General features: G+C 42.6%; 20 protein-coding genes. 4 read left to right on the top strand and 16 right to left on the bottom strand.

Features of this window, described 5'->3' with window-relative positions:
- Position 1 precedes the first annotated feature (1 nt).
- Complete coding sequence (locus tag C6Y01_RS10955) at positions 2–169, bottom strand: YvzF family protein (protein WP_003213147.1); 168 nt, start codon at positions 167–169, stop codon at positions 2–4.
- Positions 170–282: 113 nt separating this feature from the next.
- On the opposite strand from C6Y01_RS10955, the gene C6Y01_RS10950 reads away from it, so the two are divergent.
- The 4 genes from C6Y01_RS10950 to C6Y01_RS10935 are packed head-to-tail and all read left to right on the top strand — an operon-like array spanning position 283 to position 4,312.
- Entirely contained in the window at positions 283–1,707 is a 1,425-nt protein-coding gene (locus tag C6Y01_RS10950) for a spore germination protein (protein WP_034659932.1), read from the top strand.
- Positions 1,694–2,788, top strand: a complete 1,095-nt coding sequence (locus tag C6Y01_RS10945) for a GerAB/ArcD/ProY family transporter (protein ID WP_034659933.1) — start codon at positions 1,694–1,696, stop codon at positions 2,786–2,788. Before C6Y01_RS10950 ends, C6Y01_RS10945 begins: the two co-directional genes overlap by 14 nt.
- Positions 2,785–3,903 (top strand): Ger(x)C family spore germination protein, encoded by a 1,119-nt coding sequence (locus C6Y01_RS10940; RefSeq protein WP_034659935.1) that lies wholly within the window; start codon positions 2,785–2,787, stop codon positions 3,901–3,903. Before C6Y01_RS10945 ends, C6Y01_RS10940 begins: the two co-directional genes overlap by 4 nt.
- Before the next feature lie 40 nt (positions 3,904–3,943).
- Positions 3,944–4,312, top strand: a complete 369-nt coding sequence (locus tag C6Y01_RS10935) for a hypothetical protein (RefSeq protein WP_034659936.1) — start codon at positions 3,944–3,946, stop codon at positions 4,310–4,312.
- A 47-nt stretch (positions 4,313–4,359) separates the two neighbouring features.
- Here C6Y01_RS10935 and liaR read toward each other — a convergent pair whose 3' ends face one another.
- The 15 genes from liaR to uxaC form a co-directional block, all read right to left on the bottom strand.
- Positions 4,360–4,995 carry a two-component system response regulator LiaR gene (gene liaR, locus C6Y01_RS10930; RefSeq protein ID WP_034659937.1) on the bottom strand — a complete coding sequence of 212 codons (636 nt, stop codon included), beginning with the start codon at positions 4,993–4,995 and terminating at the stop codon, positions 4,360–4,362.
- Complete coding sequence (gene liaS / locus C6Y01_RS10925; protein WP_034659938.1) at positions 4,992–6,056, bottom strand: two-component system sensor histidine kinase LiaS; 1,065 nt, start codon at positions 6,054–6,056, stop codon at positions 4,992–4,994. The genes liaR and liaS overlap by 4 nt, the downstream gene beginning before the upstream one ends.
- A complete protein-coding gene (gene liaF, locus C6Y01_RS10920; RefSeq protein WP_034660693.1) occupies positions 6,053–6,817 on the bottom strand; it encodes a cell wall-active antibiotics response protein LiaF in 765 nt (254 codons plus the stop codon). Before liaF ends, liaS begins: the two co-directional genes overlap by 4 nt.
- 30 nt (positions 6,818–6,847) lie before the next feature.
- Positions 6,848–7,717, bottom strand: coding sequence for a LiaG family protein (gene liaG, locus C6Y01_RS10915; RefSeq protein ID WP_095285799.1), 870 nt, complete (start codon positions 7,715–7,717; stop codon positions 6,848–6,850).
- Between the two features lie 111 nt (positions 7,718–7,828).
- Entirely contained in the window at positions 7,829–8,491 is a 663-nt protein-coding gene (gene liaH / locus C6Y01_RS10910; protein ID WP_034659941.1) for a stress responsive protein LiaH, read from the bottom strand.
- A 15-nt stretch (positions 8,492–8,506) separates the two neighbouring features.
- The gene (locus C6Y01_RS10905) at positions 8,507–8,899 is read right to left on the bottom strand and encodes a membrane protein (RefSeq protein WP_034659942.1); all 393 of its coding nucleotides are present in this window, start codon (positions 8,897–8,899) and stop codon (positions 8,507–8,509) included.
- Positions 8,900–9,065: 166 nt separating this feature from the next.
- On the bottom strand, positions 9,066–9,635 hold the full coding sequence (locus tag C6Y01_RS10900) for a cob(I)yrinic acid a,c-diamide adenosyltransferase (protein WP_034659943.1): 570 nt from the start codon (positions 9,633–9,635) through the stop codon (positions 9,066–9,068).
- Positions 9,636–9,746: 111 nt separating this feature from the next.
- Positions 9,747–11,033 carry a heme ABC transporter ATP-binding protein gene (locus C6Y01_RS10895; protein ID WP_034659945.1) on the bottom strand — a complete coding sequence of 429 codons (1,287 nt, stop codon included), beginning with the start codon at positions 11,031–11,033 and terminating at the stop codon, positions 9,747–9,749.
- Complete coding sequence (locus C6Y01_RS10890; protein ID WP_034659946.1) at positions 11,030–12,088, bottom strand: FecCD family ABC transporter permease; 1,059 nt, start codon at positions 12,086–12,088, stop codon at positions 11,030–11,032. The genes C6Y01_RS10895 and C6Y01_RS10890 overlap by 4 nt, the downstream gene beginning before the upstream one ends.
- Complete coding sequence (locus tag C6Y01_RS10885; protein ID WP_034659948.1) at positions 12,054–13,004, bottom strand: ABC transporter substrate-binding protein; 951 nt, start codon at positions 13,002–13,004, stop codon at positions 12,054–12,056. The genes C6Y01_RS10890 and C6Y01_RS10885 overlap by 35 nt, the downstream gene beginning before the upstream one ends.
- A gap of 176 nt (positions 13,005–13,180) precedes the next feature.
- Positions 13,181–14,569: a glycoside hydrolase family 28 protein gene (locus tag C6Y01_RS10880; RefSeq protein WP_034660694.1), complete on the bottom strand. Its 1,389-nt coding sequence runs from the start codon at positions 14,567–14,569 to the stop codon at positions 13,181–13,183.
- A 20-nt stretch (positions 14,570–14,589) separates the two neighbouring features.
- The gene (locus tag C6Y01_RS10875; RefSeq protein WP_095285796.1) at positions 14,590–16,083 is read right to left on the bottom strand and encodes a UxaA family hydrolase; all 1,494 of its coding nucleotides are present in this window, start codon (positions 16,081–16,083) and stop codon (positions 14,590–14,592) included.
- Positions 16,080–17,537, bottom strand: coding sequence for a tagaturonate reductase (locus C6Y01_RS10870; RefSeq protein WP_106038196.1), 1,458 nt, complete (start codon positions 17,535–17,537; stop codon positions 16,080–16,082). Before C6Y01_RS10870 ends, C6Y01_RS10875 begins: the two co-directional genes overlap by 4 nt.
- A gap of 59 nt (positions 17,538–17,596) precedes the next feature.
- Positions 17,597–18,607: a LacI family DNA-binding transcriptional regulator gene (locus C6Y01_RS10865; RefSeq protein WP_034659952.1), complete on the bottom strand. Its 1,011-nt coding sequence runs from the start codon at positions 18,605–18,607 to the stop codon at positions 17,597–17,599.
- 68 nt (positions 18,608–18,675) lie between these two features.
- On the bottom strand, positions 18,676–20,112 hold the full coding sequence (uxaC, locus tag C6Y01_RS10860; protein WP_034659954.1) for a glucuronate isomerase: 1,437 nt from the start codon (positions 20,110–20,112) through the stop codon (positions 18,676–18,678).
- Positions 20,113–20,209: the final 97 nt, after the last annotated feature.

Here is a 20,209-nt window from a genome sequence, read left to right as displayed (position 1 = left end):
TTTATTTTAATTTTAGTTCAATATAAACGCGGACATCTTTCGAATATTTGTATTTTGGGTTCGTTTTTCCGTAATCCTTTGATGTATATGTCACTTCATAATGCTTGTCAAACGACTGTAGAATACGGTCAATCTCCTCTTTTGTTCCTGCTAAACGAATTTGCGCCATCTTGTTTCCTCCAAAACCCTCATTCTTTCTTTTACCACAAAATAATGTAACACAGAATATTGTTTTTTCAAGCAGGTAATGCTAAGAAAAAGTTATTGAGGCGGGTGATCCTTTTGAATCAGACTCCATTGAAAGAGCACTTATACGATAATCTCTCCGTCATTCTCCCGCAATTAAAGGAAATGGACGATTTGGTTCATGAGAAAAAAACGCTGCCTCACGGGCAAGTCGTTTACTATTTATACATAAAAGAAATGAACGAAAAGATGGAGATTCAAACCTTTTTGAAGCTGCTTCTCCAAGATCATACGTCTCTCACAAAAGAGAAGCTGGAATCCAATTTATCGATGATGACCACACGTTCGGTGAAGACCTCTGAACAATTGGTCGATGCGATTTTTGAAGGGCATTGCGTGGTGCTCATTAATGGATTTCAGCATGCTTATATTTTAGAAACGCATGGAACGAAGAAACGCAGTTTAGGGGATGCTACCTCTGAAACAGTCGTAAGAGGACCAAAAATTGGCTTTATTGAAGATTTAAATACGAATTTAGCGCTTGTAAGACAGCGCTTGAAAAACCCCGATCTTAAAACCGTCGATATGAAGATTGGTCTACAGAAATACACTCAGGTGACCATCATGTACATCGACGGTATCGTTCAAGTGCCTGTTTTAAAGGAAGTCAAAAAACGGCTCAAGCAAGTCACCATTGATGATATACAAGACTCTGGTGTTCTTGAGGAGCTGATTGAAGACAATGTGTATTCTCCTTTTCCACAAATTCAAAACACAGAACGGCCGGATAAAGTGGCGTCTGCTTTAAATAATGGCCGGGTCGCCATCTTTGTCGATCATTCACCTTTTGTGTTAATTGTACCTGCATCCCTTGCGACGATTATGCAATCACCCGATGATTATTATGAAAGATGGATCGCCGCCTCTCTTATTCGTTTGCTGAGATTTACCTCGATCTTTCTGACGTTATTTTTATCAGCCATTTATATTGCGCTTGTGTCGTTCCATCAAGGTCTTTTGCCAACCACTCTGGCTATTACGATCTCGAGCACAAGGGAAAATGTCCCGTTTTCACCCATTGTCGAGGCACTCATCATGGAGATAACCATTGAGCTGCTGCGGGAAGCTGGCTTAAGGCTGCCAAACCCGCTCGGTCAAACGATCGGACTTGTTGGCGGGGTTGTCATTGGACAGGCTGCCGTTCAGGCACATATTGTCAGCTCAATCATGGTGATTATCGTTAGTGTCATTGCACTTGCATCCTTTACTGTTCCTCAATATGGGATGGGCATGTCCTTTCGTGTGCTCCGCTTTGTGTCCATGTTTACTGCGGCTACCTTTGGTTTATATGGGATTGTGCTGTTTATGCTTGTACTCCTTACTCATCTCACGCGGCAAAAAAGTTTTGGCACGCCTTATTTCTCACCAGATTTTGTGTTCAGCTATAAAAACGAAGACAATTCCATTATTCGATTGCCTTTAAAAAATCAAAAGAAAGGAGAACGACATGGTCAATCATAAAGAGTCGATTACCAGCTATCAGGCAAGTGCCATTATTGCCAATACAACACTAGGCGCAAGTATGATGATTCTACCAAGATCAATGGCTCAGGCTGCGGCTACACCTGACGGCTGGATTGCACTCTTACTCGTGAGTGTCATTTACATTGTGTTTATTTTTGCAAATGTCCTCATGATGAAAAAAGTCCCCTTCTCCTCTTATTATGATTATACGAACGAGGGGCTTGGAAAATGGATTGGCGCTCTTGCCAACCTCTTGATTATTATTTATTTTCTTGGCGTCGCCAGCTATGAAGTACGAGCGATGTCGGAAATGGTGAAATTCTTTCTGCTTCAAAACACGCCTGTAGCGGTGACAATGATCAGCTTTATTATAGTTGGTTTTTATCTTGTGATTGGCGGGATTGGTGATTTAGCCAGGCTTTTTCCTTTTATTTTGATTGTGACGCTCATCATCTTATTTGTCGCTTACGGACTTAGCTTGCAAGAATTTAAGTTAGATAACCTCCGGCCCGTTTTAGGAGAGGGGTTCTCCCCTGTCTTCAATTCCTTTAATGCATCAGCCATATCGTTTGTCGGCATTGAAATGATGCTGTTTATGCCTGCTTATATGAACACGCAAAAACACACTTTTGCTTATGGAACAGTCGGCTTTTTGATTCCTGCGATTATTTATATTTTCACTTATATTCTTGTGATAGGTGCGCTGACGGTCAAAGAAACGGCGGCTTTGACTTGGCCGACCATTGCCTTATTCCAATCGTTTGATATTCAGGGGATTTTTATTGAACGAATTGAATCATTTTTGCTTATCGTTTGGCTGGTTCAGCTGTATACAAGCTTTGTCGGATATACATTTTTTGCCGCAATCGGGGTATCCAGACTGACCAAGTTTCCTAAAAAGGTAGTCGTCGCTCTAATGGGAATTGTCATTTACTTTGCAGCGATTTTCCCAAAGGATGTCGATACAGTGCGAGATTATTTAACCTATGTGAACAACCTCTTTTTCCTGCTGTTCGGCATTCTCCCGTTTCTCTTATTTATAATCGTTTTTTTCAAAAGGAGGCGGAAAACAGCATGAAAAAGAAGGCAGCTTGTGCTCTTTTGATGCTGGTTCTATTAAGTGGTTGCTGGGATAGTACAAATATTGAGGAGCTCAACATGGCGATTGGGTTTGCAGTAGATAAAGGGGACCAAGGACATAAATTAAAGGTGTCTATGCAAGTCCTCGTTCCTCAAAAGATTGATCAGGAAGCAAGCGTCAAAGACCCTACGAAAATCATTGAAACAAGCGGGGATTCTATGCATCAAATTTTCCGCACAACGGCGCTGAAAAGCCACCGCATTTTCGCCCAGCAGCTAAGGGTGTATTTGTTTTCTGAGGAGCTCATCAATGAGAATAATTTCGACCTCGTCATTAATCAATTCATTCGAGACAATGAAACGCGGAGAGGAAGCCTCGTCTTTATGACCTCTGAGAAACCTGGGGACATGCTGAAAATCAATGACGACGGACAGCCAGCCTCTTCGACCTTATACGATCTTTCAGAAAACAGAAAAACGACCATTTCCATGTTCAAGACGGTCTCATTAGGAGATATTTCTTCTGCCATGCAAAACAATGTATCTTTTGCTCTTCCGAAAGTCAGCGTCGATCAAGGAAAATTAATACTCGACGGTGCCTCTATTATTAAGAATAGACGATTTCTCACCAATATCTCTCCGTCAGCAGTGGAGTCATATAATTTGTTAACAGGGGACGGAGAAGGCGGAGTCATACAATTTGAATATGATCACAGCCTCTACTCTTTTGAGATTTTCAAAATCAAGCACCATATCAAAACGCATAAATCAGCCAGTGGAAAATATCAATTTGATGTGTCAGTGGAGCTTGATGGGCGATTGTCTGAGGATTGGAATGAACGCGAAAACGCTTTTAATGAAAAGTATCTCAGAGAAATCGAAGGCGCTGTCAAGCGTCGATTAGAGAAAAGCGTTAAAGATTTCATCGAGGAATTACAGCATGAGATCAAAGCAGATATTTGCGGGTTTTATCAAAAGGCGAGTATTGCCTACCCAAAGGACTTTCGAAAAGAAGCAAAACATTGGGATGAGATTTTTAGTGAATCAGATATTCGTTACAAAGCAAATGTGAAAATCCGTGACTTCGGGACTAAGGGCGCAACACAATCCTGATAGAGTATGTTAAAATGGTAAGAAAAAAAGGGTGTCAATCATGAAACGAGCTTTACTTTCGGCCGGCATTCTATTTTTGATTCTAGGAATACTCCTGTTAGTCGTTGTATTCATGCAATCAAAAGAAGATTTCTTCATTGAAGCCGACAGCTTTTCGAGCACATTTTTGATCGTGATTTATTATGGACAAACCCCTGCGCTCCTTCTTATTGGAGGCGGTTTATTCGTCGGACTTTCACAGATCATTGGTTTGCAGGAGAAAAAAGCAGCAGTGGCAAAGGAGAGCGTACAGTTATTATCCGAGATGAAGAAAGCCCTAGAAGACAAATCGGCCGAGGAGCAGGAGGCTTTTCCAGTTCCTGAGCTCCATCAACTATCCGAACGTCCGATCACAGGACAGAAGGACTAATTTTACGCATGTTCTAGCAGCTTTCATTTGAAAGCTGTTTTTTTATTTTATTGAATCAGCTTATGACGATGCGCATACACAGCCGCTTGCGTCCGGTCTTCTACATCGAGTTTGGAAAGAATGTTGGTAATGTGTGTCTTCACTGTTTTAATTGTAATAAATAGTTCCTCGGCAATGACCTTATTCGATTTTCCATCCGCAATCAGCTTCAAGATTTCCATTTCTCTTGCTGTTAATGCATCATGAAGGATCGATCCATTTGAGGAATGACGGAGTTTATTCATGACCTTTCCAGCCACTTTTGATTCAAGTCTTGGTTCGCCGATACTTGCAGACCGAATGGCATCCGCAATTTCTCCTGCCTTGGATGTTTTTAATAAATAGCTTAAAGCACCTGCCTCAATCACTGGATAGACTTTATCATCGTCAATAAAGCTCGTCAGAACGATAATTCGAGCATCTTCAATTTCTTGGCAAATTCTTTTCGTTGCTTCGATGCCATCCATTCCTTCCATGACAAGATCCATTAAAATCACATCTGGCTTTAATTCAACCGCAAGCTCTACACCTTTTTGTCCATCTGACGCTTCACCAATGACTTCAATATCAGCCTGCGCCTCTAAAAAGGCAGCAAGCCCCATTCTCACCATTTCGTGATCGTCGATTAAAAGTACTCGAATCATCGAACGTTCTCTCCTTTTCCTTCATCAAAAATGGGGACCTTCACATCGATTTGTGTTCCTTTTCCCTCAAATGACATAATCTCTGCGACACCGCCTACTTCACTTGTTCTTTCACGAATCGATTCAAGTCCGTAGGAAGCTGTCTTCACATGATCTGTTTGAAAACCGATCCCATTGTCGATAATCTTCAGCTGCACCTGCCGATTTCGAATGAGCAGACGTACCGTCACCTTTGTCGCCTTTGCATGCCTGAACACATTTGACAGGGCTTCCTGTACAATTCGGAAGAGGTGATCCTCTACTCCTTTAGACAGCGGAACATCATCTTCTATTTCCCAATCAATATCAATCGGCTGCTTTGCTTGAAATTCATTTAGGAGTTCAATCAAGCCTTTTTTCAAGTCTTTTCCTTCAAGGGTGATCGGTCTTAGATGAAGCAAAAGCGCACGCATTTCATTTTGTGCATCGCCAGCCATTCGTTCGACTAGGCGCATTTGCTTTAAAATCTTTTCATCCTTTTCCTTCATGCCTTCAAGAATCGCAGAGGTCATCATCGAAATCGCAAACAACTGCTGGCTGACCGCATCATGCAGTTCTCGTGCTAGACGCTGGCGTTCTTCTGAGACGACGGATTTCTTCATTTGCACCTGCCATTCAGCCCGTTCATTCGAGAGCTTTTGCAAAGAAGCTACTTGCCCTTCAACTCGTTTCGCCATTTCATTTAATTGATCTGCCGCTAAGCCAATTTCATCGTCGCCAAGAGACGGCAGTCTGTATGCAAAGTTCCCATTTTCAAACTTTAAAATCGACTCTACAAGCTGATCGAGACGCTTCTTATGCTGATAGCCAAATACATGCGAGGCAGAAACCCCAATGACAAGACTAATGATCAGTAAAATACAAAAAAACGGAATGCCGAACCAGCGGGTAGAGAGGAGAATCATCGGATCAAGCTGATAATAAAAAAACATGGGCAGCATCGTCATGATGACAACACCAAGCGAGATCCCTACTCCAAGACGAATAGATTGCCACTGGATACCTAGATGGAGTTTCCTCATAAGTATCTCACATCCACATCTCCAATCAGTAAAGAGATGGAGATTTTCACTTTTCGTTTGCTCTCATCGTAATTGTTGGTCATCACATACACTTTACTGCCGAATCCGCTTCTTTTTTCATCAATAATTTTCATATCACCAATTGCAGCTGAAGCACTCACACATACTTCAATATCCTGCGGTACGTAAATATCCACATCTCCGATGAGCCCGCTAATCACGATCGTGCTCTCTTCTTCTGCGATAATGGCCTTTGATAAGTCGATTTTGACATCCCCGATAAACCCTGAAATCGTCAAATCACTTAATTGAAACGGCTTTTTCATCAGCCTGACTTCACCGATAAAAAAGTCATGCTCTTTGCGCGGCTTTGTCTGGCTCTTTGTTTTCTTTTGCTCGCTCTCTTTATCAAGATTGACTTTCAGTGAAGGCTTTCCATCGTCCGATGCTTCCTTTTTATCGACATCAAAAACAGGTTTATTCTTCAATAAGCGATAGCCGGCATATATCAAAAAGGCCGCAAATAAATATCCTGTGAGACTAAATGTAATATTGAGCAGGAATTTTAAAAAGAGAAAGCCGGCAAAAATATAGGAAACTGAACCGAGCCAACGTTTGGATCTTGAGTGCAGCCAATAGCCAGCCAGCGCAAAAAATACAGGCCAAAACAAATCGGCTCCGATCCCAATAATTTTAAGAAATAGATTAATACCAAAAATCACGACAATGATGCCTAAAATTTGATTCCTTGAAAAACGCAGTTGACTCGCCTCCTTCCTTTCTTCCGTTCATTACCGCAGCTTTAAGTTTCCACTTGTCATTTCAATATCGACTAAGTGTGTTCCTTTTCCCCGCGTGCCTGTAAAGCCTCGTCCTTCACTATCCGCTTGATCAAAGTGATAGGAGTGATCGACGCTTCCACTTGTTTTTTTCACCTGGACATTGAAATCTCCTTCATCCGGTAAATTAAATTTTGCACTGCCTGATGTCATATGGAAGGAGACAGGTGATGCAATGGTATCAAAACTTGCCGTTAATCTACCGCTTGTCATGCCTAGTTGCAACTCCCCTTTGACATCTTTAATATCGGCACGTCCCGAGGTTGCCCCAATATCACTATTTTTCGCATCGATTTGAGACACGGAGAGTCTGCCCGATGTCGCTTTGATTTCTACATTTTTTGCTGAAAAATTCTCGGCTTTGAGGTTTCCGCTTGTTGATTTGAGCGTCACATCTTGAAGAGACAGCTTCCCTTCGCCGTCCACCTCACTGACCCCGCTTCCACCTGTAATCTTCACATTTTTATGATAATCTGTTGGAATTTTGACTAAGAGCTCTCCTTTTTCAAATGAGGAGAAAAATAAGAATCCTTTATTTTCAGCACGGACGTTGAATGTACTGCCTGTTTGCTCCGCATACATTTTCCCTTTCCCATTAACGACAATCACGGAAATATCGGAACGATTTTCAGGCTTTACCTTCACGCGAAACCCAGAAAGAGAGATATCTAATTGATCAATTTCATCTTTTTTCGCTGAAGCTGTTGTGACTGCTTTTTCACGGGAGAAACTCAAATGAAAGAGATCTTCATTTTTGAAAAGCATCCCAATCATTAAAAAGACACCTACAAGTATACAAATTAGACCGATTAACCGCTTCATTCGTACCATCCTTTTATCTTCTGACCTTTTCATTATAAGGAAAAGCGAAACAGAAAGAAATCAAATATCGGAAGAAAAATCCTGCTTTTCTTCCGATCTGACATCGATTCCTTAGTTTGCTTGCTGCTCAGGCTTCTTCTCCAGCTTGAGCTTCTGCCATTCTTTTTCAACCTCATCCGCATAGTCTAGATGAGCATATGCTCCTTGATCGGCAAATTGTGCATAGCTGCCCGCTTTTGTCTCCATTTCTTCGATACGGTTCTCCATTCGAAGAAATTCCTTATATGCACTTTCACTATCTACTTTGTTCATGGATTCGTTCATATGCTGCTTTGCCTGTGCAGCATTTGCTCTTGCAATCAGAGCCTGCTTCTTGTCTTTAATATCACGCAGCTTCGTTTCTAACTGCTGCAATTGCTCTTTCAGCTCTTTCAATTGTTTCACAGAGTGCTGATAAGCTTCCTGATATTCCTGGTGCTTTTCTTCAAAATACTTCATTTCTGTGAGCGCTTTTCGTGCTAATTCTTCTTCTCCTGCATGAAATGCCAGCTCAGCCTGCTTCTTTCTTTTATCAGCAAATGCTTCTGTCTCTTCTGCTTTGTGCAGGAAGCCTTGTTGAATCGTTTGCTGTTTGATGATCGCATGTTTCGCTTTGGCAATATCGTCCTCCATATCACGAACGTACTGATTCAGCATGACACGCGGATTCTCCAATTTATCTAAGCCTTCATTGACCGTTGCAACAAACATATCTCTTACTCTTCTGAATACCATTTGATATTCCTCCTCTTATTTTTTCTTTAAAAAGTCTTCCCATTCTTGATCAAATGACGTGTGAATAGGTTCTTCCATTTTCGGTGCCGTGTTTGGCTCCATATATGATCTGCTTGATGATTCTTTTGCCTGTTCACCATTGATCATCGTCCAGCCGAAGTAGAGAAGCCCTCCAGCCAATGCGATTCCAAGGATAAATGGCAGAGATTGCACAACAATCAGTACACCAATGACCGCTAGAATGACACCGAAGGTTTGACTGCCTTTCTCATATTTCTTTACACCTACATAGATGAGCCACGCCCCAATCAGAATCGGGATCAGCCCTCCTAGTGAACCACCGAAGAAGATGGATAGACCGACAAACATTAAAATCGAACCGATGATGGTTTTACTTGTTATTTTCATCTTCATGCCTCCTTTCTTGCTCCTTGCTTTTACTTTAGTCAAAAAAGAGAGCTGGCAAAACGTGTCGCAGATTGATCTTTCATTGCGACCAGAGTCGTAACTTCACTCAGACTAAGCGATAGAACCCAATAAAAAAGCACTCTTCTCATTCGAAGAGTGCTTTTCTTTATTTAGACCGAAACACGTCTGCGCTTCGTTCATATTCAACATCAGCTTCACCGAGCCGATGATTCACGACTCGTGCGGCTGCAAATAAATAGTCGGATAGACGGTTCACATAGGTGAGTGTAACCGGTGGAATCTCCTCCTGCTTCGCAAGCGTCACAATATGCCTCTCTGCTCTTCTGACGACTGTCCGCGCCACATGTAAGAGAGCAGCGCCTTCCTGGCCGCCCGGCAAAATAAACTTTGTGAGAGGCGTGGCTTCTTCTACATAGACATCCATTCTTTGTTCAAGGACTGCTACAGAAGCATCAGTTAATTTGCCTTCTTTCCGTGGTTTGACTGCTGCCAAATCACCGCCGCAGTCAAAGAGCTCGTGCTGTATCACAATCAGCTCTGACAAAATGTCTTGAAACAATTCGCCATGCTGACGTAAATTTGCATGTGCGAGTCCAATGAAGCTATTCGCCTCATCTAACGTGCCGTATGCCTCTACTCTCACATCATCCTTATCGGCTCTCCCGCCGATCAATCCTGTTTGACCTTGATCCCCTGTTTTTGTATAAAGTTTCATCGGTGTCCCTCCTTGTCTATTGCTTTGTCCTTTTAGTATAACCTGAAGTGGAAAGGATGTATTTGTTTAACTAAAGCACTGTGTTTAAACAAAAAAAGCGAACCCCTTGGTTCACTTTTGAATGGCATTCAGTGTATAAAGAAGACGGTGCACTTTCTGCCTTAATCTTTCGTGTAAATGCTTATCATCTTCTGTTTCTTTCATATTGGCAGCAGCGATACAAAGATGATGAATGGACATGCTCGTCTCCTGTTTAATCATGTGGGCAAGCTGCCCCATGAGCTGAACAGACGATCCGTCTGATAAAGATTCTTTCAATACAAGCCAAATGGTCAGCTCTTCTTGCTGACGCATGCCGTAAAGCGCCATGTCATCTTCCATGTCTTCAGCAGCAAATTGGTTTGGTCCACTCGTTTGGTCGTAAAACAATATTCCTTCACGATCATCCAGCTCGTCACGAAGTATCTCAGTTCCTGTTCCGAGAGATCTTTTCCAAAAGAAGCCGCCCCTTTTCTGATGTGAGGAAAGGACGCGGAGCGGCTGTTTGAGGGAAAACGTCATTCCTTCTGAGCCATACGTTTTCCAGCCATCCGCTAACTTTGCATTTGATGCTATAGAAGCCCCCGCAGGCTCAATGATCAGCTGAGGGTTTGCTCTTCGCGGGTGTTGGAGCGGTGTTACCTCTGTTTCATACACACGGTTGATTCGCTCAGGCGTCAAGACGTGATGCGGCAGTCCTATCATTTCCGTCTTTCCTTCATCAAGCAGCAGCAGCCGGTCACAATATAAACTGGCGATGTTCACATCATGAAACACGCCGATCACCGTCAGCCTAGAGGAAGTGGTCTCTTCTTTAATTAAATCAAGCAAGTCTTTTTGATAGGCCAAATCAAGAAAACTGGTTGGTTCATCCAGCAATAAATATTCAGGCTGCTGGGCTAATGCCTGTGCCAAGTACACACGCTGCTGTTCTCCCCCGCTCAACTCATGAATGGATTGATCCTTAAATTGTGCAACATCCGTTTGTTCCATTACTTTGTTTACGACCTGCATATCTTCTCGCGTAACAGATTGCAGCCATCCTTTTTGATATGGGTAACGACCGAATTGAACCGTTTCTTCCACTGTAAATGAGAAGGCTTGGTCCGTTTTCTGCGGTAGAACAGCCATTTTTTGCGCAAGCGCCTTTGGACGGTAGGATTGAACCAGTTGACCGCTCAGGCGTACCTCGCCACTGTCAGGTGCCAGCATCCCAGAAATCATTTTAAGCAAGGTCGACTTACCGCTCCCATTTGGACCAAGTATACCGAGAAATTCTCCTTGCTTTACCTCAAGGCTGATGCCACGTATGACCTCTTTCTCTCCATATCCACCTCTGATTTCCTTCACTTGAATCATAGATGCGTCCCTCCTCTATATTTACGGATGAGGATGATGCCGAATACAGGGGCACCAATTAACGCAGTAATGATGCCAATCGGTAATTCAGTCGGTTCAATGATCGTACGGGATAACACATCTGCTAAAACGAGAAAGGAAGCGCCGTTCAGCATAGACAAAGGCAGGAGGTGCCGGTGGTCTGTGATGGCTAAGAGGCGAATAAAATGCGGAATCACAAGTCCCACAAATCCGATCGTCCCTGACACCGCTACCGCACTACCAGTCAGAATCGAGCCAGCAAGCAGCACTATATATTTGCTCCTTCTCACATGAACACCTAATAGCTTTGCCTTCTCCTCGCCATACGTCATGACATTCAAATCTCGTCCCATCAGCATTAATGCAAAGGTCCCGACAAGAAAGAAAGGAAGGAAAAGCGCAATATAGCGCCAGCCCCTCATGGACACACTGCCGAGTAGCCAATGAATAATCTCTTTTAGATCATCACCTGTTAAAGCAATCATCAATGATATAAGCGCACCCAAAAAAGAGCTGAAAATCACCCCAGTTAAAATTAAAGAAGAGATGCTCATCCCCCGATGAACAAGACGCGCAAAAAAGAGGACGAGACATAGGGTCACAAGCGCTGTTGCCATACTGAAAAAAGGCAGTGTGAAACTGCCGAGCAAAGGGAGCTGCAAGCTGAAAAATAGTGTGGCGACGGCTCCAACTGATGCCCCTTGAGATACACCCAGCGTATATGGGTCAGCAAGGGGATTTTTTAATAAACCTTGAAAGGCTGCACCTGATAACGCCAGCGCTGCTCCGACTAGTGCCGCTAATATCACTCTCGGCAGCCGGATATTCATCATAATATTGCGATCAATTGAATCTATTGTGCCAATCTGCACCCCGAATAGTTCATGAACAAATATACGGAGAATAGAAGGAATGGGAATCCCTAAGCTTCCAAAGGAGATTCCCATTCCAATGCTCACCACAAGAAGTAAAACACTTAGTGTGTATGCGATGATGAATTTATTTGAACGTGTCAGGATAGATGCTTTTCGCAAGAGCCTCGACTCCTTCAACCAATCGCGGTCCCGGTCTTGATGCGAGATCCGTATTCAATTGAAAGACTTGTTTTTCCTTCACTGCTTTGATCGCATTCCAGCCGTCTCTCTTTTTCAGATCAGCTAAGCTGGAACCATCAATTGTGACGATCACATCAGGATTTCGTTTGATAATCGCTTCTTCTGTCATTTGCACCCAGCCAGTTTGATCGCCAGCAGCATTTTTCGCATGGATAACAGAAAGCATTTCGTCCATAAATGTATTTGTACCTGTTGTATAGATTTCAGGCGCACCTGATACTTCGACAAAGACTGTTTTTTGTTCGTCTTTGGAGATCGCCTCTGCTTGTTTCTTGATGTCATTCAATTTTGTTTTCATCTCATCTACAAGCTTTGTTGATGCTTCTTTTACACCTGTTGCTTCACCGATCATATTGATCGATTTGTACACATCCTTAAAGGAGGTGGCATCATTTACAGTCAGTACTTGAATTCCTGCATCTTCAAGCTGTTTAAATCCATCTTTTGATCCCATCTGCGATGCATGAGCTAATACTAGATCAGGCTTTAAGGAAATGACCTTCTCGACATTGAATTCAAGTCCGCCAATCTTCTCTACCTTTTCAACTTCCTTTGGATAATTGTCAAAATCTGATCGTCCAACCATTTTATCGCCAAGACCAAGCGCATAGGCAACCTCTGTATTACTTGGAATTAATGAAACAATACGCTTAGGCTGCTCTTTGATTTCGACTGTTTTACCAGCTGCATCTTTAATCGAGACAGGAAATGCCGCAGCCGCTGTTTCGTTATTTTGTGAACTCTTTGCTTTATGATCTGTCTCAGCACCTGCACATCCTGCTAAAACACCCATCACAAGCAATAGCGATAGCCAAATGGCCGTTAACTTTTTCATGAATGAACCCCCTGGTTTATGTACTGCTTGACGACATCTCTTCCGTCAATTCTTTTCTAATTTCGGGAATATTATACTACAGTGCAGATAGGTTGTATATGTGATTTCTAAAAGCGTCTTTTTCGTTCTTACTAAAAGAAAAACAGCCTCCGAAAAGACTGTTTTTCACTCATCTATCAATTGATTTGTTCCCCATTGATGACGACTTTCTGAAAAGAAGGAGATACTGCATGCTCCAAAGAAAGTGGATACGTCACATGATCTATGACACAATTTTTCATATTGAAGTGTGTAACGGGGGAATGTGAGTAGGCGGCTATTTTCACACCATATCGTCCGCCGCTGCTTTTCAATCCTTCTACTTCAATATGACGCACAACAGGACGATGTGGACCCGCATCCCCTTCCTCATACATCATGTCGATACAGACCACTTCATGCTTTAAGCTTTTGACTGTGTTGTTTTTAAAGTAAATATGTTCAATGGTACCGCCTCTGACAGAGTTGGTTTTAATACGCAGTGCCCGGTCAAGGTTCGGACTATCCATTACATTATTCTCTGCATATACATACCTGACCCCGCCAGAGATTTCACTCCCGATCGTCACTCCGCCGTGTCCATCACGCATCTCATTTCTACGAATGACAATGTTTTCAGATGAAACCCCTATTCTCCGCCCGTCCTCGTTTCTGCCAGATTTGATGGCAATACAATCGTCTCCATTATCAAAATAACAATCTTCAATGAGCACATTCCGGCAAGACTCCGGATTAACACCATCTGTATTTGGTCCATGCCCGATGATATGGACTCCACGGACGATGACATTTTCACTTAGCACAGGATGAATTTGCCACATCGGTGAATCCTTCACTGTCACTCCTTCAATGAGAACTTGCTGGCATTGGTAGGGCTGGATAAAGCTTGACCTTAAATAATGGCCTTCTCCAAACACTCTTTCTTCTACTGGTATCCTCTTTTCAGCCATTTCAAATAGAAGCTGCCGATCCCGGTCCTGAGACGGCTGGCCATTCGTGCCATACTTCCAAGGCCACCAATGATGTTCATCCCCTCTGCCATCAAGCGTTCCAGCTCCTGTGATGGCGATATTTTCTGCATGGTGTGCATAAATGAGAGGTGAATAATTATAAAGCTCAATCCCTTCATATCTTGTCAGTACAATCGGCAGATAATCCTTTGGATCTTGGCTGAATGCCACATAGGCTTTCTCATGCAAATGCAGCTCTACATGACTCTTCAATTCTAGAGCACCTGTCACAAACGTCCCTTCTGGAATCAGCACACGTCCCCCTTTCAAACGGTGCGCATCATCAATCGCAGACTGGATAGCATCTGTTGAAAGCTCTATCCCTTTCCCATCTGCACCATAATGAACCACATTAAATTCACGATCAGGGAACAGCGGCGCTTTTATCTGCTTTAACACTTGATCGATTCCGTTTGCTTTTTTGTCTTTCTTCTCTTGCCTTGCTAAACGCGTGAGTCCGATTCCTGTGAGTACCGTTCCTGCTGTGATATACATCAAATCCCGCATTTTAAACACGTTCTCATCCCCCAGTCGCCTTAAAGTGTGACACCTGTTTTGAAAATAGCCAGCTCTCTAAAATTGTTTTTTTCATGATTTAATAGCTTTCCGCTCGCCACATCAATGACAGTTGAAATGAATTTTTCTAATACAACATCTTCTGGTACATCTTCAAGCAGTTCTCCCGCATTAAAGTCAATCCAGTGCTTTTTTGTTTCATATAAGGCTGTATTCGTCGAGACTTTCATTGTAGGGACAAACGTACCAAATGGTGTCCCTCTGCCTGTTGTAAAAAGGACCAACTGACAGCCGGAAGCAGCAAGTGCGGATGAAGCAACCAAATCATTACCTGGCGCACTTAATAAATTCAGGCCCTTTCGCTTCAGCAATTCCCCGTATCTCAATACATCTTGAATTTCAGAAGTCCCTGCTTTTTGTGTACAGCCGAGAGATTTATCCTCTAATGTCGAAATTCCACCAGCTTTATTTCCCGGGGAAGGATTTTCATATACTGGCTGTCGATGATCCATGAAGTATTGTTTAAAGTCATTGATCATTTGCACAATATTGTCGAAAGTCGCTTCTGATTCCGCTCTCTCCATTAAAATCGTTTCAGCTCCAAACATTTCGGGCACTTCTGTTAACACTGTCGTGCCGCCTTGAGCAACAATAAAATCGGACAGCCTTCCTAAAAGCGGATTTGCGGTAATGCCGGAGAATCCATCTGATCCTCCGCACTTCAAGCCGATTTTCAGCTCAGATAACGGGATCTCTTCACGGTGATCTTCTTTCGCCGCATCATAAATTTCCTTGAGTAAAGCGACTCCCGTCTCAATCTCATCTCCTACTTCTTGGCTTCTTAAAAATTTCACTCTCTCACGGTCATATTCACCTAATGTGGACTGAAAATCTTCAATATCATTATTTTCACAACCAAGTCCAAGGACGAGCACCCCTCCAGCGTTAGGATGCTTCACGGCATTTTGTAAAATGGTTTTTGTATTTTCATGATCGTCCCCAAGCTGGGAGCATCCATAATTGTGCTTTAATACGAGAGCTGTTTCAAACGGATGGATGTTTCCGCCCATTTCAGCGGTGAATATTTGGATGATTTGATCGGCAATGCCATTCACGCATCCAACGGTTGGGACAATCCAAAGCTCATTGCGAATCCCGCTTTCCCCATTTTTTCGTTTATATCCTTTAAATGTAAGATTCGTTTTTTCATAGGGGTTGTCTGTGAATGAAGGCTCGTATTCGTAATCGAGCTTTCCTGATAGATTGGTTTTGATATTATGCGTATGCACCCATTCTCCAGCAGAAATAGCAGTCGTTGCATGCCCAATGGGGTAGCCATATTTCATGATATTCTCTCTTTGCTTGATATCAGCCAAAGCAAACTTATGACCTTTGGGAACGTTCTCTTTTAAGACAACAGAGTGTCCTTGATGGCGCAGCTCATCCCCTTGCTCAAGCACTTTTAAAGCAATACCGACATTATCTGAAGGGTGAATCACAATAAAATCTTTCATGCCTTCTCCCCCTGACTTTCATATTGATGATGCAGCATTCGTTGAACAGCCGCTCTCATCCCTTGCTCCTGTATGAAGGTAAGCTGATCAGCTACAGCGTGACTCAAATCATCTACATCCGTTAAATTTCTCCCCCATAATGGCTCACATGATAGAATCCTGGCTGCGATCGCTTCATTGGATTGGTTCTCCCCTTCCCAGGCTTCCTTCATGAATGCCATTACAGTCTCATCATCCTTTATCCTTTCTGCATATGCTCTGTAAAAATAAATGAGACTGCTGAGTGAAAACACGAGTTTCATTGGCAGCTGTTTCTTTTGCTCAACATAATCAAGCAATGACGGAAGAACTCGGGTTCGGAACTTGGATATACCATTGAGCGCAATATCGAGCAATTGATGCTTCACAAATGGATTGCAAAAACGATCCCAAACCGATTGTGTATAAAGAAGAAGCTCATCTTGAGAGAGCTCAAGCCCTGGCAGTACTTCCTCCTCCAGCATACGCCGGATGAACGGACCAACATACTTGTCATCCACAGCTTCTTTTACAGTTTCTATACCACATGAGTAAGCGATTGGCACCATTGCTGTATGTGCACCATTTAAAATTCGTACCTTGCTCAAGCGATAAGGCGCAATATCTTCTACAAAAAGGACATTTAATCCTGCTTTTTGAAAGGGAAGCTCTTTTTGTACGAAGGCAGGTGCTTCAATAACAAAGAGGTGATAATATTCTGCCGTGACAAGCAACTCGTCGATATACCCATCTTCCTTTTGGACAATTTCAGCTGCTTCCTTAGAAAACCCAGGAACAATCCGATCCACAAGCGTATTACAAAACGTGTTGGCTTCCTTGATCCATGTGATAAACGCAGGCGGCAGGTCCCACTCAGCTGCCATGTCTATCACATATTCCTTCAAGCGGTCACCGTTATGTTCGACCAGTTCACATGGAAGGATGATCAGCCCTTTTTGTTCATCTCCAGTAAATGCTTTAAACCGGTGATATAAGAACGCCGTCAGCTTTCCTGGAAAACTGGCTTGCGGTCGATCGTCCAAGCGATCCTCCTTTCTGAGCATAAGTCCTGCCTCTGTCGTGTTTGAGAAGACAAAGCGGAGATCGGGGTTTTCAGCTACGTATAAAAAACCATCGTAATCCGTATACGTACTGATTCCTCTGCTGATCGATTGAATGATCATGCGCTCATTCATTTCTTGCTGGTCATGATAGCCCTGTATACATAAAGTATATAAGCCATCTTGTTCATTTAAAGTCGCAACGGATCCTTTTCGCGGAGGAACAACAACAGCCCTTCCTTTAAAATCTGTGCAGTCGTTCAGCTTCTGGATGTGCCAATTAATAAATCCTCGCATAAAATTCCCTTCACCAATCTGTAAAATCGTTTCCGGATACTCAGGCACAGGGTACATGGCTTTTGATAAACGTTTCAAATGGATTCCCCTCTCTTCATGATATGCACACGTGAACATTTATCTTTAAAAGGTGCTGATTACTGCACCTTTTTGACTGAATCTCTGATCATCAGCTCTGTGTGGACATAGATTTTTTCCATATGATCTTCTTCCTGCTCTTCACCGTTTATGACTGATAGGATGGCTTCTGCTCCAAGTGCACACATTTTTTCGATAGGCTTTTTTACCGTTGTTAGTGCAGGCGTGGTGTAGGATGAGAATGCTATATCATCAAAACCGATAATAGAGATATCACCTGGACACGTCTTGCCTTTTGCATATAAAGCATTCATCGCACCAATGGCCATGTCATCGTTAGAGCAAAAAAGCGCTGTTGGCGGATGATCAAGGGTCAGCAGGGATTCCATTGATTCATAGCCGCTTTTCATGTGGTAGTCACCTGTGATCATATATTCTTTCTTCATAGGAATATGGTGATCAATTAACGCTTGGAGAAAGCCGGCTTTTCTCTCCTGAGTCGATTTAAAGCCTTCTTTTCCTTCAATGATGGCGATTTGATGATGGCCTTGCTGAATGAAATAGTGCGCTGCCTGATATGCTCCTTGACTATCATCTGCTAATATATTCATCACTTCATTACTTTCTACACGGCGATTCAGCACAATGATTGGAATGCCCTGTTTCTTGACATGATGGATAAACGCTTCATCGTGCTCGCTTTGACTCATAAGCAAAATGCCATCGTAGCGCTGTTTATGAATGGTTGTGTAATCGTGAAAGTCGTCAATTCCCCTTACAAACAGATTATAATGCTCAGTCATCACGCTATTGACGCCCTTTAACGCATCTACAAAGAAGCTTGAAGATGTGCCTTCTGTTAAACTCGTAAAAAACAGACCGATTGTAAACGATTTTTGTGATACAAGGCCTCTGGCATGGACATTCGGTGAATAATTCAGCTGTTTTGCAATCGACAAAATCTTTTGTTTTGTCTTCTCTTTAATAAAAGGACTATTATTCAAAGCCCTTGATACCGTAGTATGAGAGACGTTTGCCAATTTTGCTATGTCTTTAATTGTGACTGTCATGCTATTCCGCCTTTTATGATTTTTTTCCATCTTATCATAAAATCGCTTTCATTTTCTCACCTTTTTCCTCATGTGATTTTACTTTGATGCTGGAGCTGCTTTGCCCGGTCAAATTGAAAATATTGCTTGGCATTTTCATAGCTGATTCCTTTCACGATCCCCCCTAACAGCTCAAGGTCATAGGGGACTTCTCCTTTTTCTACCCAATCTCCGATGATATCACAAAGCAGTCTTCGGAAATATTCATGCCTTGTATACGACAAAAAGCTTCGTGAATCAGTCAGCATCCCGATGAAACGGCTGATCAGTCCAATACTGGAAAGAGCCATCATCTGCTCTGTCATTCCTTGCTTCGTATCATTAAACCACCAGGCTGTGCCGTGCTGCATCTTCCCCGGTGTCTTCCCGTCTTGAAAGCTTCCAGCCAATGTTGATATCACCACATTGTCCCTAGGATTCAAGGAATAGAGAATGGTGTTTGGCAAAGCATCTTCTTGTTCTAAACGATCTAATATTCGGCAAAGCGGCTTTGCAATGTCCTCATCATTCATCGCATCATACCCCGTATCTGGTCCGAGCCGCTCAAACATTTTTGTATTGTTGTTTCTAAGCGCATTGATATGAAGCTGCATCGCCCAGCCACGCTCACAGTATGCCTGACCTAGCATAATGAATGTCTCTGTTTTAAACTTGATCTTCTCTTCTTCCGTCAATGGATGACCAGACATTCTTTTATGAAAGATGGTCTCCACTTCTTCTTCTGTCGTTTCTTCATATGTCATTTCATTTATAGCATGATCTGAGATCAAACAGCCGTGTTCATGGAAGAAATCAATTCTTGCACGGAGTGCTTTTAAGAAGTCTTGGTAGGATTGTATTGGAGTAGCTGAAACCTCTGCCAGCTCGTGAACATATTTTGCAAACAGATCATTCGCTATATCGAGTGCTTTATCAGGTCGAAACCCTGGGAGCACTTGTACAGAGAATTCCTCTTCCCGCAGTTTTTGATGATAGTGAAGCGAATCGACCGGATCATCTGTTGTCACAACGGTTTCAACGTTTGATTTCACAATGAAGTCCCTCGCACCAAATCCCTCTCCTTGCAGCTTTCCATTGACTTTCTTCCAAATAATGTCTGCGTTTTTTTCGTTTAATAGGTCTTCGACTTCAAAATATCGTCTCAGCTCTAGATGAGTCCAGTGATAGAGTGGATTTCCAATGGTCATGGGTACGGTCTTCGCCCACGCCAAAAATTTCTCATGATCTGATGCATCCCCCGTAATGTGCGTTTCAGGGATGCCATTTGCTCTCATGGCACGCCATTTGTAATGATCTCCATAAAGCCATGCTTCGGTGATATTTTGGAAGGTTTTATTTTCATAGATGTCTTTAGGACTTAAATGACAATGGTAATCTATAATTGGAAGGTCCTTTGCAAACTCATGGTAAAGCTTTTCCGCCGTTGGACTGTTTAGTAAAAACTGCTCATCTAAAAAGGCTCTCATCAAACTCCCCCATCCCTCTTATCGTATGAAAAATAATTTGTTCACGTTAACAATTTAATTGTAATCGTTTACAAAGTTGATTTCAATCCTAAAACAG

Source organism: Bacillus sp. NMCC46, from assembly GCF_002998465.1.
GTDB lineage: Bacteria > Bacillota > Bacilli > Bacillales > Bacillaceae > Bacillus.
Note: the sequence above shows the minus strand (reverse complement) of the source record. Positions and strands in the feature narration are given on the sequence as shown.